Source organism: Streptococcus cristatus (assembly GCF_003943515.1).
GTDB lineage: Bacteria > Bacillota > Bacilli > Lactobacillales > Streptococcaceae > Streptococcus > Streptococcus cristatus_D.
On the sequence record NZ_RJPT01000001.1, the window covers coordinates 354,819 to 369,698 of the forward strand.

15 protein-coding genes are annotated in these 14,880 nt (G+C 39.7%); 14 read left to right on the forward strand and 1 reads right to left on the reverse strand.

Going from position 1 to position 14,880, the window contains the following annotated elements; all coding sequences use genetic code 11:
- The first annotated feature begins 61 nt into the window (after nucleotides 1–61).
- The 5 genes from truA to tig all read left to right on the forward strand — a co-directional run bounded on the left by truA (nucleotide 62) and on the right by tig (nucleotide 4,323).
- The gene (gene truA / locus D8791_RS01835; RefSeq protein WP_125446061.1) at nucleotides 62–811 is read left to right on the forward strand and encodes a tRNA pseudouridine(38-40) synthase TruA; all 750 of its coding nucleotides are present in this window, start codon (nucleotides 62–64) and stop codon (nucleotides 809–811) included.
- Nucleotides 801–1,562 (forward strand): bifunctional hydroxymethylpyrimidine kinase/phosphomethylpyrimidine kinase, encoded by a 762-nt coding sequence (locus tag D8791_RS01840; RefSeq protein ID WP_125446062.1) that lies wholly within the window; start codon nucleotides 801–803, stop codon nucleotides 1,560–1,562. Before truA ends, D8791_RS01840 begins: the two co-directional genes overlap by 11 nt.
- Nucleotides 1,552–2,034: an ECF transporter S component gene (locus D8791_RS01845; RefSeq protein ID WP_015605737.1), complete on the forward strand. Its 483-nt coding sequence runs from the start codon at nucleotides 1,552–1,554 to the stop codon at nucleotides 2,032–2,034. Before D8791_RS01840 ends, D8791_RS01845 begins: the two co-directional genes overlap by 11 nt.
- A gap of 12 nt (nucleotides 2,035–2,046) precedes the next feature.
- Nucleotides 2,047–2,610, forward strand: a complete 564-nt coding sequence (locus D8791_RS01850) for a TIGR01440 family protein (protein ID WP_125446063.1) — start codon at nucleotides 2,047–2,049, stop codon at nucleotides 2,608–2,610.
- A gap of 429 nt (nucleotides 2,611–3,039) precedes the next feature.
- Nucleotides 3,040–4,323, forward strand: coding sequence for a trigger factor (gene tig / locus D8791_RS01855; protein WP_005591726.1), 1,284 nt, complete (start codon nucleotides 3,040–3,042; stop codon nucleotides 4,321–4,323).
- A 175-nt stretch (nucleotides 4,324–4,498) separates the two neighbouring features.
- Here tig and D8791_RS01860 read toward each other — a convergent pair whose 3' ends face one another.
- Nucleotides 4,499–5,389, reverse strand: a complete 891-nt coding sequence (locus D8791_RS01860; protein ID WP_125446064.1) for a helix-turn-helix domain-containing protein — start codon at nucleotides 5,387–5,389, stop codon at nucleotides 4,499–4,501.
- Between the two features lie 45 nt (nucleotides 5,390–5,434).
- Between D8791_RS01860 and D8791_RS01865 the strand changes: the two genes are divergently transcribed.
- From D8791_RS01865 to cadX, 9 genes are all read left to right on the forward strand, one after another.
- Entirely contained in the window at nucleotides 5,435–5,974 is a 540-nt protein-coding gene (locus D8791_RS01865; RefSeq protein ID WP_260473498.1) for a hypothetical protein, read from the forward strand.
- A gap of 764 nt (nucleotides 5,975–6,738) precedes the next feature.
- Nucleotides 6,739–7,470, forward strand: coding sequence for a 23S rRNA (guanosine(2251)-2'-O)-methyltransferase RlmB (rlmB, locus tag D8791_RS01870; RefSeq protein WP_125446065.1), 732 nt, complete (start codon nucleotides 6,739–6,741; stop codon nucleotides 7,468–7,470).
- A 211-nt stretch (nucleotides 7,471–7,681) separates the two neighbouring features.
- Entirely contained in the window at nucleotides 7,682–8,545 is an 864-nt protein-coding gene (locus tag D8791_RS01875; protein WP_125446066.1) for a DegV family protein, read from the forward strand.
- A 183-nt stretch (nucleotides 8,546–8,728) separates the two neighbouring features.
- Nucleotides 8,729–9,175 carry a 50S ribosomal protein L13 gene (rplM, locus tag D8791_RS01880; protein WP_003026230.1) on the forward strand — a complete coding sequence of 149 codons (447 nt, stop codon included), beginning with the start codon at nucleotides 8,729–8,731 and terminating at the stop codon, nucleotides 9,173–9,175.
- An 18-nt stretch (nucleotides 9,176–9,193) separates the two neighbouring features.
- The gene (gene rpsI, locus D8791_RS01885) at nucleotides 9,194–9,586 is read left to right on the forward strand and encodes a 30S ribosomal protein S9 (RefSeq protein ID WP_002902303.1); all 393 of its coding nucleotides are present in this window, start codon (nucleotides 9,194–9,196) and stop codon (nucleotides 9,584–9,586) included.
- Between the two features lie 248 nt (nucleotides 9,587–9,834).
- Nucleotides 9,835–10,284: a CopY/TcrY family copper transport repressor gene (locus D8791_RS01890; protein WP_045593559.1), complete on the forward strand. Its 450-nt coding sequence runs from the start codon at nucleotides 9,835–9,837 to the stop codon at nucleotides 10,282–10,284.
- 19 nt (nucleotides 10,285–10,303) lie between these two features.
- Nucleotides 10,304–12,454: a heavy metal translocating P-type ATPase gene (locus D8791_RS01895; RefSeq protein WP_125446067.1), complete on the forward strand. Its 2,151-nt coding sequence runs from the start codon at nucleotides 10,304–10,306 to the stop codon at nucleotides 12,452–12,454.
- A gap of 707 nt (nucleotides 12,455–13,161) precedes the next feature.
- Complete coding sequence (locus D8791_RS01900; protein ID WP_061910621.1) at nucleotides 13,162–13,776, forward strand: CadD family cadmium resistance transporter; 615 nt, start codon at nucleotides 13,162–13,164, stop codon at nucleotides 13,774–13,776.
- Between the two features lie 11 nt (nucleotides 13,777–13,787).
- The gene (gene cadX, locus D8791_RS01905; RefSeq protein ID WP_005592288.1) at nucleotides 13,788–14,126 is read left to right on the forward strand and encodes a Cd(II)/Zn(II)-sensing metalloregulatory transcriptional regulator CadX; all 339 of its coding nucleotides are present in this window, start codon (nucleotides 13,788–13,790) and stop codon (nucleotides 14,124–14,126) included.
- Nucleotides 14,127–14,880 lie beyond the last annotated feature (754 nt).

Below are 14,880 nucleotides of genomic sequence, written 5' to 3' on the forward strand. Positions count from 1 at the left end.
ACCCAGACAGTTCTATTCTTTCTCTCTTGCGACAGGCTTTTTTTCTTGTTAAAATAATGACATGACTCGTTATAAAGCCCTTATTTCCTACGATGGACATGAATTTGCTGGCTTTCAGCGCCAGCCTCATGCTCGGAGCGTACAGGAAGAAATCGAAAAAACCTTAACTCGTATTAACAAAGGCCAGCCCATTGTCATCCACGGAGCTGGTCGGACCGACAGCGGCGTTCATGCGCTTGGGCAGGTCATTCACTTTGACCTCCCGTCAGCTAGGGATGAAGAAAAGTTGCGTTTTGCCTTGGATACCCAGACGCCAGAGGATATTGATGTCATTTCTGTGGAGGAAGTGACGGAAGATTTTCATGCCCGTTACAAGCCGCACAGCAAGACCTATGAGTTTCTGGTGGATATTGGTCGGCCAAAAAATCCGATGATGCGCCACTATGCGACCCACTATCCCTATCCTTTGGAGATTCCTCTGATGGAGCAAGCCATTAAAGCCTTGGAGGGAACACATGATTTTACGGGCTTTACAGCCTCGGGTACCAGTGTGGAAAATAAGGTTCGCACGATTACAAAGGCTAGTCTGACTTTTGATGCGCAACGTAATTTTCTAGTCTTTACGTTTTCTGGCAATGGCTTTCTCTATAAGCAAATCCGCAACATGGTGGGAACCCTGCTCAAGATTGGAAATAAGCGGATGCCAGTCAACCAAATCGAACGGATTTTAGAAGAAAAGAATCGGCAGCTAGCTGGGCCAACCGCAGCGCCTAATGGTCTTTATCTAAAGGAGATTATTTATGAAGAATAAGTTGATTTTAGCCCTCTCTGGCAATGATATTTTTAGTGGTGGTGGTCTTTATGCGGATTTAGCTACTTATACGGTCCATGGCCTGCATGGCTTTGTAGCGGTGACTTGCTTGACCGCTATGACGGACAAGGGCTTTGAAGTTCTTCCGACTGACGAGCAGGTCTTTGCGCAGCAACTCTCTTCGCTCAAAGATGTGCCGTTTTCGGCTATCAAGTTGGGCTTGTTACCAACGGTTGCCATTGTAGACCAGGCTCTGGACTTCATCAAAAAGCAAGCGGGCATACCAGTCGTGCTAGACCCTGTCTTAGTCTGCAAGGAAACTCACGATGTGGAAGTCTCGGCCCTCCGAGATGAATTGATCAAATTTTTCCCTTATACGACCATTATCACGCCCAATCTACCAGAAGCAGAGATCTTGACTCAGTCGGATATCAAGACTTTGGATGATCTCAAGGCTGCGGCTGTGACCCTCCATGAACTAGGAGCTCAAAATGTCGTCATCAAGGGAGGAAATCGTTTCAGCCAAGATCAGGCCCTTGATTTATTTTACGATGGCAAAGATTTTCAGCTACTAGAAAGCCCTGTTTTGCCAAACAATAACACAGGAGCAGGCTGTACTTTTGCTTCTAGCATAGCTAGTCAGCTTTTGGCAGGCCAATCACCTCTTGAAGCCGTCAACTATTCAAAAGATTTTGTTTACCGCGCTATCCAGCGCTCAGATCAGTATGGAGTTATTCAATATGAAAAATAATCAGACAAGAAAAATCGCTTTGCTGGCTGTCATTACAGCCCTATCCATTGTTTTAGGAAACTTTTTTAAAATCCCGACGCCAACTGGCTTTCTGACCTTGCTAGATGCAGGAATTTACTTTACCGCATTTTATTTTGGTCGTAAGGAAGGAGCCTTGGTTGGGGGCTTGTCCGGTCTCTTGATTGACCTGGTGGCTGGCTATCCTCAGTGGATGGTCTTTAGCCTCATCTGCCATGGTCTTCAAGGCTACTTTGCCGGCTTCACTGGCAAGCAGCGTTATATCGGCTTGCTCTTGGCCGGACTTGCCATGGTCGGTGGCTATGCTCTCTTTGGTAGCATTTTGAGTGGACCGGGTGCAGCTATCGCAGCGATTTGGGGCAATGTCATGCAAAATATTTTTGGCTTGGTGGTCGGCTATGCCCTTTACAGAGCCTTTCCCCTTGTCTTGAAAAGAGCCCTTCAGCCAGAGTAAGTGAGGTCAAAGATGGATTTAGAGAAACTTGAAAAGGAGACCAGACAGATTGCCACAGATGTCTTGGACAAGGCGGGTTTGGTCAAGGGAAATATTTTTGTCCTAGGTCTATCTTCTAGTGAAGTCATGGGGGGACACATTGGCCAGCACTCCAGTAGGGAAGTCGGTCAGGTCATTGTCAAGACCTTGTTAGATATTCTGCAAGCTCGGGGGATTTACTTGGCCGTTCAAGGCTGCGAGCACCTCAACCGCGCCTTGGTCGTAGAGCGAGAATTGGCAGAAAAGAAAGACCTAGAAATTGTCAATGTCCTGCCCAGCCTCCATGCAGGCGGGAGTGGCCAGTTAGCAGCTTTTGATTATATGGAAGATCCTGTGGAGGTTGAGTTTATCACAGCCCATGCTGGCTTGGATGTGGGGGATACATCAATCGGAATGCATGTCAAGCATGTTCAGGTTCCGATTCGCCCTCAGCTACGCAGTTTAGGTCAGGCTCACGTTACTGCCCTTGCCAGTCGTCCCAAGTTAATTGGCGGAGCAAGAGCATCATATATTGAAGATAGGATTCGAAAATCCTAGTAGGATAGAGGAGGAGAGGCTGGGACAAAAGTCCTAGCCTCTCAATTGTCTTTGGATTGTCGAGTAAGACGCAGTGGTTGAGTGGGCTCTACTAGGCTGATTTCATCAGCTTTTACAGCCCTACTCAAATGTGCGGAGGTGGGACGACGAAATCGAATTCTAACGAATGACCGATTTCTGCCTCACTCTCTTTTCCCAAATGGTAGACTTTGCCTGTTGATTCTCGTGCTGGTGAGGGAAATAAACCCACAGTGGTAGGAGAATATTGTCTGCTAAGAGTTGGGCAAATGGTCAAAAAAGAGTAAAAAGTAGCTTGGATTTCAGCGTATGAAAGGGGAAAAAGGCGAAAAATAAAAGGTGTCGCTTGAAAAAACTGCTACTTATGTTATAATGGATTGTATGCAAAAAATTTGAAGGAGAACTGACAGAATGTCTGTATCATTTGAAAACAAAGAAACAAATCGTGGTGTATTGACTTTTACTATCGGTCAAGACCAAATCAAACCTGCTTTGGATCGTGCTTTTAATGCAGTTAAGAAAAATATTGCTGTACCAGGTTTCCGTAAAGGTCATATTCCTCGTCCAGTCTTCAACCAACGTTTTGGTGAAGAGTCACTTTATCAAGATGTCTTGAATGCATTGCTTCCAGCAGCTTATGAAGCAGCTGTAAAAGAAGCTGGTCTTGAAGTGGTTGCACAACCAAAAATTGATGTGACTTCAATGGAAAAAGGCCAAGACTGGGTCATCACTGCTGATGTTGTAACAAAACCTGAAGTGAAATTGGGTGCTTACAAAGACCTTGAAGTATCTGTAGAAGTTTCTAAGGAAGTTACTGACGCTGAAGTTGATGAGCGCATTGAGCGTGAACGCAACAACTTGGCTGAATTGGTTCTGAAAGATGGAGCAGCAGCTGAAGGTGATACAGTTGTCATCGACTTTGTGGGTTCTGTTGACGGTGTTGAATTTGACGGCGGAAAAGGCGATAACTTCTCACTTGGACTTGGTTCAGGTCAATTCATCCCAGGTTTCGAAGACCAATTGGTTGGTCACTCAGCTGGTGAAACAGTAGACGTTGTTGTAACCTTCCCAGAAGACTACCAAGCAGCTGACCTTGCTGGTAAAGAAGCAAAATTCGTTACAACAATCCATGAAGTAAAAGAAAAAGAAGTTCCAGCTCTTGATGATGAACTTGCAAAAGACATCGACGAAGAAGTTGAAACTCTTGCTGAATTGAAAGAAAAATACCGTAAAGAATTAGCAGAAGCGAAAGAAGCAGCTTACAACGATGCAGTTGAAGCAGCAGCGATTGATCTTGCAGTAGAAAATGCAGAAATCGTTGACCTTCCAGAAGAAATGATTCACGAAGAAGTTCATCGAGCTGTGAACGAATTCCTCGGCAACATGCAACGTCAAGGTATCTCTCCTGATATGTACTTCCAAATCACTGGTACAACTCAAGAAGACCTTCACAAACAATATGAAGCAGATGCTGCAGCACGCACTAAGACGAACCTTGTTGTAGAAGCAGTTGCGAAAGCAGAAGGCTTTGAAGCGAGCGCTGAAGAAGTTGAAGCAGAAATCACTTCATTGGCAACAGACTACAACATGGAAGCAGACCGCGTTCGCCAATTGCTTTCAGAAGAAATGCTTAAACATGATATTGCTGTTAAAAAAGCAGTTGAAGTCATCACAAGCACTGCTAAAGTAAAATAAATAGCTTCTAGTCAACCCTAGTGGATGACAATGTAAGCACAGGAGAGAACGATTTGTTCTCTCTTTTTTTGATGTTGGAAGGATAGTTTTAAAATAGGAAAGCTAATCTCTAAATTAAAATAAGCTCTACAATTCCTACAAGGAGTTAACCACTGTAGAAATTATAGAGCTCATATCACAACATCCATGGAATACCCATTTCGTTTGATGCTTTAATAGCATGAAATACAGATATTTCGTTTTCAATAATTTTTAATAACTCATCTTCCTCTAGCAAACGTAATATTTCAAGATTCTTTTGTATTAGCTCTTCATCAGCATCACAAATTCCGATTCTGGCCGAATGAAATGCAATTGCATCATACCGTTTAAGTAATTTTGCTGTTTTAATAACAATCGAACAGATATGACTGCACATCGGAAAGTGTTTATAATAAAAATAAAAGGTAGATAAATTTGATAGAAGGGCTAGTTTTATGGGAAGGATATTTTGGAAATCAGAGTATTTTTCTAGTCTGTGAAGAACTAATTGAGTGGTATCTAGAATAGTCTCCGTAGGAAGGACAAAAAGAATAGAGTTTAAAATGTTGAAGTCTGCTGCGTACCATGTGTCATGATGTTGTAAATCGTTCCATAAAATGTCAACGATATCTTGTGTCACTTTATCTATATTTAAAATTCCATTCTTTCTAATTTGAAGTACAACGGTCAAAGATTGGTGCAATTTTTGGATAGAGATATCACAATGAGTTTTTAGATAAGATCCACATTGTTTATGAATAGCTTCAAGTTCTCTTACTCCACTAATTGAATGAATATTGCTGATTTGATTTAATATTTCGGTATGCTCACTAGGATGGTAAAGATTACAAATATAATCAAATTCATCAAAGCTCATATTAATTTGTTGAAGTAAAAAAGCCATGTTCTCATACTTTGGAACGACAAGCCCATTCTCTATCTTAGAGAGTGTTGTAGGAGACAGTACATTGCCACACACATCTGACTGAGTGAGGTTTTTAGACTTTCTAATTTCTTTATAAACTTTTCCAAAATCATATCTCATATCATAATCTCCAAAAAAACTTGAAAATAGTTAAAACAATACTACATGATTCTGACTACATTATATAATTTAGTAAGGAGGAATGCAAAGAAATATAAAAAAATTTCAAGTCGTAAATTATGTTGTGTCATTCTCTTATATATTCTTAACAAACTCTATGTTAGGCTAGAGGTCTGTGTAGGATATGGAATTTGGAATAAGAAAGTAGGTCAAAAAATGGCTAAGAAAAAGATGCTGTTAACTTTGTCAGTCGTAGCATTAGGAATTGCTTCATATACTTTGCTGAAGCCAGTTATTGCAGAAACTACAATCGGTAAAACAAACGAAAATCAGACCATTTCTATTTATAAGAATTTACTAAAAGGTAAATCTGAAAAAGAAATTAATGACTACTTTTCAGGTTTATCAGACAGTAAACTAATCATTGCAGACAAATCAGGTGGTTTTACAACTAGCTCTACAGATGACTACAGTAATCCCGTAGAGACAACCGATGAGAATGGCAATAAAGAATTAAAATTTTTCCAAGATAAAAGTGTTGCTGCAACAGTTGGTGAAATCAAGGAAGCGCTTAAGAACAACTAAATCATACAACTTGCTGATGTTGATTGCTAGTTGTTGAATTAGAGAGAAAGAGAGTGGGACAAAAGTCTGAACTCAAATATAAAAAGCGAACAAAACTAGTTTTCTGGTAATCAGAATTCTGCTTTGTTCGCTTTTCGCATTTAATTATAGATTTGAAGGGATTAATAATTAAGATTTTTAAAAATTGAAATCTTTTTGTCCCAAATTCTTTTTGTATCGTGTTTAGTTATTCGGCTCTAGGATAAGAACTTTAATTTCTTGGTGTGACTGCTTAGAGAAAGTGAGTCTAGCCTAGACCTCGGCTGATTACTTTTCCTATAGATTCATGGCAACCTAGGCCTCGGCTGGTCACTTTTCCTATAGATTCGTGGCAACTTAGGTCTCGGCTGGCTACTTTTCCTATAGATTCATGGCAATCTAGGCCTTGGCTGGTCACTTTTCCTATAGATTCATGGTAATCTAGGCCTCGGCTGGTCACTTACCCTATATTTTCTTGGCATTCTAGGTCTCGGCTGGTCACTTACCCTATATTTTCTTGGCATTCTAGGTCTCGGTTAGTCACTTTTCCTATAGATTCATAATAATCTAGGCCTCGGCCAGTCACTTTCCTTTAGTTTCTAGGTCTCAAATACGGAATTATTCCAAAAATAAATATGATAACGAAAAGCAGTTTTTAGCTGATTGCTGAGAAATGCTAGGCTGTCATAGAGAGATATTTAGCTTTTAGACAGATTTTTTGGGGGAGCTTGTGATATACTGTTAGTATGGAAAAAAATGATATTGTCTACGGCGTGCATGCTGTGACCGAGGCCTTGATGGCCAATACGGGAAATAAACTTTACATTCAGGACGACTTGCGTGGCAAAAACGTGAGCAAGCTGAAAGATTTGGCGGCAGAAAAGAAGGTCTCCATCTCTTGGACACCCAAGAAAACCTTGCAGGAGATGACGGATGGAGCCGTTCACCAAGGATTTGTCTTGCGGGTATCAGAGTTTGCCTATGCGGATTTGGCGGATATTTTGAAAAAAGCGGAGCAGGAAGAGAATCCTCTTCTGTTGATTTTGGATGGCTTGACAGACCCGCATAATCTGGGCTCTATCTTGCGCACGGCTGACGCGACCAATGTGACTGGAGTGATCATTCCCAAGCACCGAGCAGTCGGCGTGACACCAGTTGTGGCCAAGACCTCTACGGGCGCTATCGAGCACATTCCCATTGCCCGTGTGACCAATCTCAGCCAGACTCTGGACAAGCTCAAGGAAGCCGGCTTCTGGATTTTTGGGACGGATATGCAGGGGACGCCTGTTCATAAGTGGAATACGGCAGGCAAGCTGGCACTCATCATCGGCAACGAGGGCAAGGGGATTTCCAGCAACATCAAGAAGCAGGTGGACGAAATGCTGACCATTCCCATGAATGGTCATGTCCAAAGCCTCAATGCCAGCGTCGCAGCAGGCATTCTCATGTATGAAGTTTTTAGAAATCGGGTGGGCTAATGCAAGTACTAGGAGCTTATGCGTTAGAAAAATATCAAACAGAAACGTTTGAACTAATCCTAGACTGACCGAGCGAAAATAGCTTTCCTAAGAAGCAAGAAATTTCCAGTAGCTAGTCCCGATATGGTGGCAGTCAAATCACCACGAATAACCCGCTTATGTCCATGGAGAAGCCTTCTCTTTGGTAACTAAAAAATGATGGAGAAAAAAGATGACCTTTAAAATTTTAACGGATTCGACGGCAGACCTGCCAGAAAGCTGGACCCAAGAACATGATGTGCAGGTTCTGGGCTTGACTATTCAGCTAGACGGCCAAACCTATGAGACAGTCGGACCAGATAAGTTGACTAGTGAGCAGCTTTTAGACAAGATGGAGTCTGGCAGCAAGCCGACTACCAGCCAGATCAATGTCGGTCAATTTGAAGATGTTTTCCGCCATTATGCTCAGGAGGGCACAGCGGTTCTCTATGTGGCCTTTGCTTCAGCCTTGTCTGGGACCTACCAAAGTGCAGTCATGGCGCGGGAGATGGTCTTAGAGGATTATCCTGAGGCGATCATCACCATCCTTGATACCAAGGCAGCTTCAATGGGTGAAGGGCTCTTGGTCATGAAGGCTGTAGAAGCGAGAGCGGCAGGTCAAAGTCTGGAGCAGACGGCAGACTTGCTCCAAAGTCTAGTTCCTAGAGTCCAGACCTATTTCTTAGTAGATGATCTTAATCATCTTATGCGGGGTGGCCGCATTTCCAAGGCAGCGGCTCTTATGGGAAGCTTGGTCAATATCAAGCCCATCATCGCAGTCACAGCTGACGGAAGTCTGGATTCGGTCGCTAAGGTGCGAGGCAAGAAGAAGGCGCAGGCTGAGGTGGTTCGGATGACTTTAGAGACGATTTCTGATCCGCGGGTGGTGGTCGCCTATGCAGGAGAAAAAGAAGTCGCTGAAAATGTCAAGGAGCAGCTTTTGGCTTCTGGACAGGTTACAGAAGTCCTTATCCTGCCTCTTGGTCCGGTTATTTCGACACATACTGGGCCAGGTACTCTAGGACTCTTTAGCATTGGCAGTGAACTTTCAGACTAAATAGAAATGAAATCGTTATTTTATAAATAATTGCATCAAATATATTGACTTTTGGCTAGAAAATTTGGTATGATAGTAGGCGGTATTGTTTACCCCATTTGTAAGGCCCCGGAACCTTTCAAATAACCCGCGGACCGGAACATCCGCCCTGTAAACAAAAACGATATTCATATAGGAGAAATCATGAACAAAACAACATACATGGCTAAGCCAGGTGAAGTTGAACGCAAATGGTATGTAGTAGACGCTACTGATGTACCTCTTGGACGCCTTTCTGCAGTTGTAGCAAGCGTACTTCGTGGAAAAAATAAACCAACATTCACACCACACACTGATACAGGTGACTTCGTAATCGTTATCAACGCTGAAAAAGTTAAATTGACTGGTAAAAAAGCAACTGATAAAGTTTACTACACTCACTCAATGTACCCAGGTGGTTTGAAGTCTATCACTGCTGGTGAACTTCGCTCTAAGAACGCTGTTCGTTTGATCGAAAAATCAGTTAAAGGTATGCTTCCACACAATACTCTTGGCCGTGCTCAAGGTATGAAGTTGAAAGTATTTGTAGGCGCTGAGCACACTCACGCTGCACAACAACCAGAAGTTCTTGATATTTCAGGACTTATCTAAGGAAAGGAACAATAAAGTATGTCACAAGCACAATATGCAGGTACTGGACGTCGTAAAAACGCTGTTGCACGCGTTCGCCTTGTTCCAGGAACTGGTAAAATCACTGTAAACAAAAAAGATGTTGAAGAGTACATCCCACACGCTGACCTTCGTTTGGTTATCAACCAACCATTCGCAGTTACTTCAACTGTTGGTCAATACGACGTTTTCGTAAACGTTGATGGTGGTGGCTACGCTGGTCAATCAGGAGCTATCCGTCACGGTATCGCTCGTGCCCTTCTTCAAGTAGACCCAGACTTCCGCGATTCATTGAAACGCGCAGGCCTTCTTACTCGTGATGCTCGTATGGTAGAACGTAAGAAACCAGGTCTTAAGAAAGCTCGTAAAGCATCACAGTTCTCAAAACGTTAATCAATACGATACTATCAACGTTTACAGACATTCAAGAATTTTCTCTTGGATGTCTTTTTTGTATAAAAAATAGTTGTTTTTCGGAAAGTTAGCTATTAATATTTATCAATGATAAAAATAGCATGTTTTAAGGGACTGACCCCAAAAAGTGAGAATTTAATAAAAAGACTTGACATAATTCGTTTACAATGGTAAACTTATTTTAAACAAGTTTGTTTACATCTGTAGACAACTAGGGGAGAAGGAGAATGAGCACAATAGAATTTAATACTTATATCACAGATGCAGAATGGGAAGTCATGCGTGTAGTTTGGGCAAATGATCGAGTAACTAGTAAAAAAGTCATTTCCGTATTGCAAGAAAAAATGGACTGGACACAATCCACTATCAAAACGATCTTAGGTCGATTAGTTGGAAAAGGCGTACTAAATACAGAGCAAGAAGGTAGAAAGTTTATTTACACTGCCAATATTGAAGAGAAAGAAGCCGTAAGGAATTATGCAGAAGATATTTTTAAACGGATTTGCAATAAGAAAGTCGGAAATGTAATAGGAAGCATCATTGAAGATCATGTTTTAAGCTTCGATGATATAGATCGACTAGAAAAAATATTAGAGATGAAAAAATCTTTCGCAGTAGAAGAAGTGGATTGCAATTGTCCAGAAGAACAATGCGAATGTCATTTGCATCATCATTAAGCATAAGGAGGAATTTAAAATGAATAATGACAACAAATATTCGTCCCATAATCACCATGATTATGACGACATGGATAAGTTAAAACACGAGCATGGAATCACAGATGAACATGGATACCGTAAGGATCAACATCAAGTACATCATGCTGGGCATGATCACTGCGGGCACAGTGGACATGATCACAGCGGGCACAGTAGGCATAATCACAGCGGACACAGTGGGCATGCCCACCATCATCACGGAAGCTTTAAGGAACTTTTCTTAAAGTCATTGCCACTAGGAATCATTATTATGCTCTTAGTCCCTTTGCATGGATTTGAACTACCATTCCAGTTTACTTTTCCATATTCTGATATTGTAGTAGCTATTTTATCTACTATATTAATTATTTATGGTGGACGTCCATTCTATCAAGGTGCAGTTGACGAATTTAAACAAAAAAAACCTGGAATGATGGCACTCGTTTCTTTAGGTTTAAGTGTTTCATATTTATACAGTATTTATGCTGTGATCATTACCTACGTAACGGGTGAACACGTGATGGACTTTTTCTTTGAATTTGCTTCATTACTATTAATCATGCTATTAGGTCACTGGATTGAGATGAAAGCTATTGGAGAAGCAGGAGACGCACAAGCAGAATTGGCTAAGTTAGTGCCGAAAGATGCTCACGTTGTATTAGAAGACGATTCAATTGAAACACGACCAGTTGCTGACTTAAAGGTAGGTGATTTAATTCGTGTTCAAGCCGGAGAAAATGTGCCAGCAGACGGGATTATCGAGCGTGGCGAATCACGTTTAAATGAAGCTCTTTTGACTGGAGAATCAAAAGCAGTTAAAAAAGGCCCTGGCGATGAAGTAATCGGGGGCTCAACAAATGGAGAAGGGGCACTTTATATTAAAGTGCTTGAGACAGGTGATCAATCCTTTATCTCTCAAGTACAGACTTTAATTAGCCAAGCTCAAAGTCAGCCTTCCAGGGCAGAAAGTATTGCGCAAAAGGTTGCAGGGTGGCTCTTCTATATTGCTGTTATTGTCGCGCTAATTGCTTTTGTAGTGTGGATGATTATTGGAGATATCCCAACGGCAGTTATATTTACTATTACTACATTAGTTATTGCTTGTCCGCACGCATTGGGTCTGGCTATTCCATTGGTAACCGCCCGTAGCACAAGCTTAGGAGCTAGCCGTGGCTTACTAGTAAAAGACCGCCAAGCCTTAGAAATAGCTCAAGATGCAGATGTGATGATTTTAGATAAAACGGGTACTTTAACAACTGGTGAATTTAAAGTATTAGATGTAAAACTTCTTAATGACAAATATACAAAAGAGGAAATCATTGCCTTATTGGCAGGTATTGAAGGAGGATCTAGCCACCCAATTGCTCAATCAATTATAAGTTTCGCCGAGCAGCAAAATATACGTCCAGCATCTTTTGATTCGATTGATGTGATTTCGGGTTCTGGAGTAGAGGGTAAAGCAGGTGGGCACCGTTACCAATTAATCAGTCAAAAAGCCTATGGACGTAATCTTGATATGGATACTCCAAAAGGAGCAACTCTTAGTGTCTTAGTAGAAAACGATGATGCCATTGGTGCTGTAGCTTTAGGGGACGAATTAAAACCAACGAGTAAAGAGTTAATTAAAGCTCTTAAAAAGAACAATATTCAACCAATTATGGCAACAGGTGATAATGAAAAAGCGGCTCAAGGCGCGGCAGTAGATTTAGGGATTGAATATAGATCAAATCAATCTCCACAAGACAAATATGAGTTAGTTAAAACACTTAAAGATGAAGGAAAGAAAGTTATCATGGTAGGTGATGGTGTAAATGATGCTCCTTCTCTTGCCTTAGCAGATGTTGGTATAGCTATAGGTGCTGGAACTCAAGTTGCATTGGATTCAGCTGATGTCATATTGACTCAATCCGATCCAGGAGATATTGAATCATTCATTGAATTAGCACACAAAACAACTCGTAAAATGAAACAAAACCTATTTTGGGGAGCTGGTTATAACTTTATAGCTATCCCTCTAGCTGCAGGAATTTTGGCTCCTATTGGTATCACATTAAGCCCTGCATTAGGAGCAATCCTAATGTCTGTGTCAACAGTCATCGTCGCCATTAATGCTATGTTATTACGTTTAGATCCCAAAAATAACGGTTAACAGATCGAATGATTGAAACTCCTTAAAGTATCAAGATACAATAGTTTTACAGGAGAAAAAGAGATGTAAGTAATGGCTCTTTGTAAAATCGTGTTGGTAGAAGTAGACGATTTTTCTACCAACACGATTTTTTTTTTTATTATAGAACTGATTTCTGTTAAAATCCTAAAAGCCACCTATTTCGACAGTTTTATAGCTTGTTATTCTATTTTCTTGACAATAATACCACCGTCTCCACACGTTTTTTAACCATAAAAAGCCACCTCCATGAGCATTTGATTATATTGTACCAAATCCAACTTGGAGGTGTTTTTATTTAATTCTCATTTACGGGGGTCAGTGCCAATTAAAATTGCGTATTTTTTATTTAAAATGTATTAGAATTAAATTCATATAAAATATGCACGAAAAATAAATCAAAATTAAAAAGTACAAATTAATGAAGAGATTATTGATAAAAATAGTTAATAATTGGTTAAACAAAATATATAACTCGTTTATAAATTTATAGAAATGAACCATTATAAATCTCCTCTTAAATATTGAAAAAACCATTGGCAGTGGACATACTTTAAGACTATATATTTCTGAAACTAGTTTCACAATACAAATATTGACATGCAATTATTAATTGGTGGATTTTAAGTTGACATCTACAAAGTTTAATGTTAGAATACATTCAAAAATATATTTGAATGAGGTATTTTATGATTCAAAATATTGTTACTTCAATAATCCTGTATTCTGGGACAGCCGTAGACTTACTTATTATTCTAATGTTATTTTTTGCCAAAAGAAAAAGCAGAAGGGACATCATTAACATCTATTTAGGACAATTTCTAGGCTCTGTTAGTCTAATATTGCTAAGTTTGCTTTTTGCATTTGTCTTAAATTATATTCCTAGTAAAGAGATTTTAGGTTTACTCGGTTTGATTCCAATTTTCCTAGGCCTCAAAGTTTTGCTTTTAGGAGATTCTGATGGAGAAGCTATTGCAAAAGATGGTTTGCGAAAAGACAATAAAAACCTGATTTTTCTAGTCGCTATGATTACTTTTGCAAGTTGTGGCGCTGACAATATTGGTGTCTTTGTCCCATATTTTACCACCTTAAATTTAGCGAATTTGATAGTGACTTTACTTACTTTTCTAGTCATGATTTATCTCTTGATTTTTTCTGCCCAAAAATTGGTACAAGTCCCTTCTGTTGGAGAAACTTTGGAAAAATATAGCAGATGGTTTATTGCCGTTGTCTATTTAGGATTGGGGATGTATATCCTGATTGAAAACAACAGCTTTGACATGCTATGGGCTGTGTTGGGCTAGGAGAAAAAATTATGAAAAAAGATAGTATCTGTCAAGTGGATGTTATTAATCAACAAAATGTTACAACCGCAACGAACTACCTTGAAAAGGAAGAAGTCCAAAAATCACTTCGCATTTTATCAAAATTTACCGATAATAAACAGATAAATATCATCTTTTATCTCCTTGCCGTCGAAGAACTCTGTGTCTGCGATATAGCCTGTTTATTAAATCTCAGTATGGCATCTGCCTCCCACCATCTTCGTAAACTAGCCAATCAAAACATCTTGGACACTAGAAGAGAGGGGAAAATTATATATTATTTTATAAAGGATGAGGAAATCAGAGATTTTTTTAATCAACTAGGATAACAACTATTTTTACTACTTTTCCATGATTATAGGGAGATTATAATCGTTGTTGTTTCAACGGTAGCAAACTGGTTTTTACATAAAGTAATTGATAAACCCAATATAGATCAGAAAGAATTACTTGAAGCTACCGCACAATATAGAAAGTTATTGATACCTGACCTAATAATTAAAGGAGTGGGATTGATTCTATCCTTAATTGTCTATCCTCCGATTATGATGTATAGTGTTTTAATTGCGGCATTTTATATCATAACTTTAAAAACACTATCTGAAAAAAGAGTGAATAACTAAAAAAATGGTGATCAAAGTTAGGTGTATTATTTTAATGCTTACAGACCTAAACTATTCCCCTATTTATAATCTATTGATTCATATTTTATGAAATTAATCAGTAGATATCGTTCTGAAAAGCCTTGATAATACGCTGTTTTTAGTCCAACTGAAACCCATACTTTCCAAACCAGGCTTGAAAAAAGCTCGTAAAGCATCACAATTTAGTAAACGTTAAAACTTATTTAAACTTATTGAAAGCATTTCGTATCAAAAATACGGGATGCTTTTTCTGTTCACCCCAAATTTTTGTAACTAGGTGATACTTGAAATTAATACAAATTTGGTTGTTTTTGATAAATCTAAGCAACACTACATGATGAAGTGAAAGGGGATGAATCTTTGATAGTATTCACTTATTGTGAAATATGATATATTTATTAATTAGATGGATGAATACTTCTAGAGTTAAATATAGTAT

Coding starts and splice junctions, on each gene's coding strand:
- truA (WP_125446061.1), top strand. CDS start 62: ATGACTCGTTATAAAGCCCTTATTTCCTACGATGGACATGAATTTGCT.
- D8791_RS01840 (WP_125446062.1), top strand. CDS start 801: ATGAAGAATAAGTTGATTTTAGCCCTCTCTGGCAATGATATTTTTAGT.
- D8791_RS01845 (WP_015605737.1), top strand. CDS start 1,552: ATGAAAAATAATCAGACAAGAAAAATCGCTTTGCTGGCTGTCATTACA.
- D8791_RS01850 (WP_125446063.1), top strand. CDS start 2,047: ATGGATTTAGAGAAACTTGAAAAGGAGACCAGACAGATTGCCACAGAT.
- tig (WP_005591726.1), top strand. CDS start 3,040: ATGTCTGTATCATTTGAAAACAAAGAAACAAATCGTGGTGTATTGACT.
- D8791_RS01860 (WP_125446064.1), bottom strand. CDS start 5,389: ATGAGATATGATTTTGGAAAAGTTTATAAAGAAATTAGAAAGTCTAAA.
- D8791_RS01865 (WP_260473498.1), top strand. CDS start 5,435: ATGATTCTGACTACATTATATAATTTAGTAAGGAGGAATGCAAAGAAA.
- rlmB (WP_125446065.1), top strand. CDS start 6,739: ATGGAAAAAAATGATATTGTCTACGGCGTGCATGCTGTGACCGAGGCC.
- D8791_RS01875 (WP_125446066.1), top strand. CDS start 7,682: ATGACCTTTAAAATTTTAACGGATTCGACGGCAGACCTGCCAGAAAGC.
- rplM (WP_003026230.1), top strand. CDS start 8,729: ATGAACAAAACAACATACATGGCTAAGCCAGGTGAAGTTGAACGCAAA.
- rpsI (WP_002902303.1), top strand. CDS start 9,194: ATGTCACAAGCACAATATGCAGGTACTGGACGTCGTAAAAACGCTGTT.
- D8791_RS01890 (WP_045593559.1), top strand. CDS start 9,835: ATGAGCACAATAGAATTTAATACTTATATCACAGATGCAGAATGGGAA.
- D8791_RS01895 (WP_125446067.1), top strand. CDS start 10,304: ATGAATAATGACAACAAATATTCGTCCCATAATCACCATGATTATGAC.
- D8791_RS01900 (WP_061910621.1), top strand. CDS start 13,162: ATGATTCAAAATATTGTTACTTCAATAATCCTGTATTCTGGGACAGCC.
- cadX (WP_005592288.1), top strand. CDS start 13,788: ATGAAAAAAGATAGTATCTGTCAAGTGGATGTTATTAATCAACAAAAT.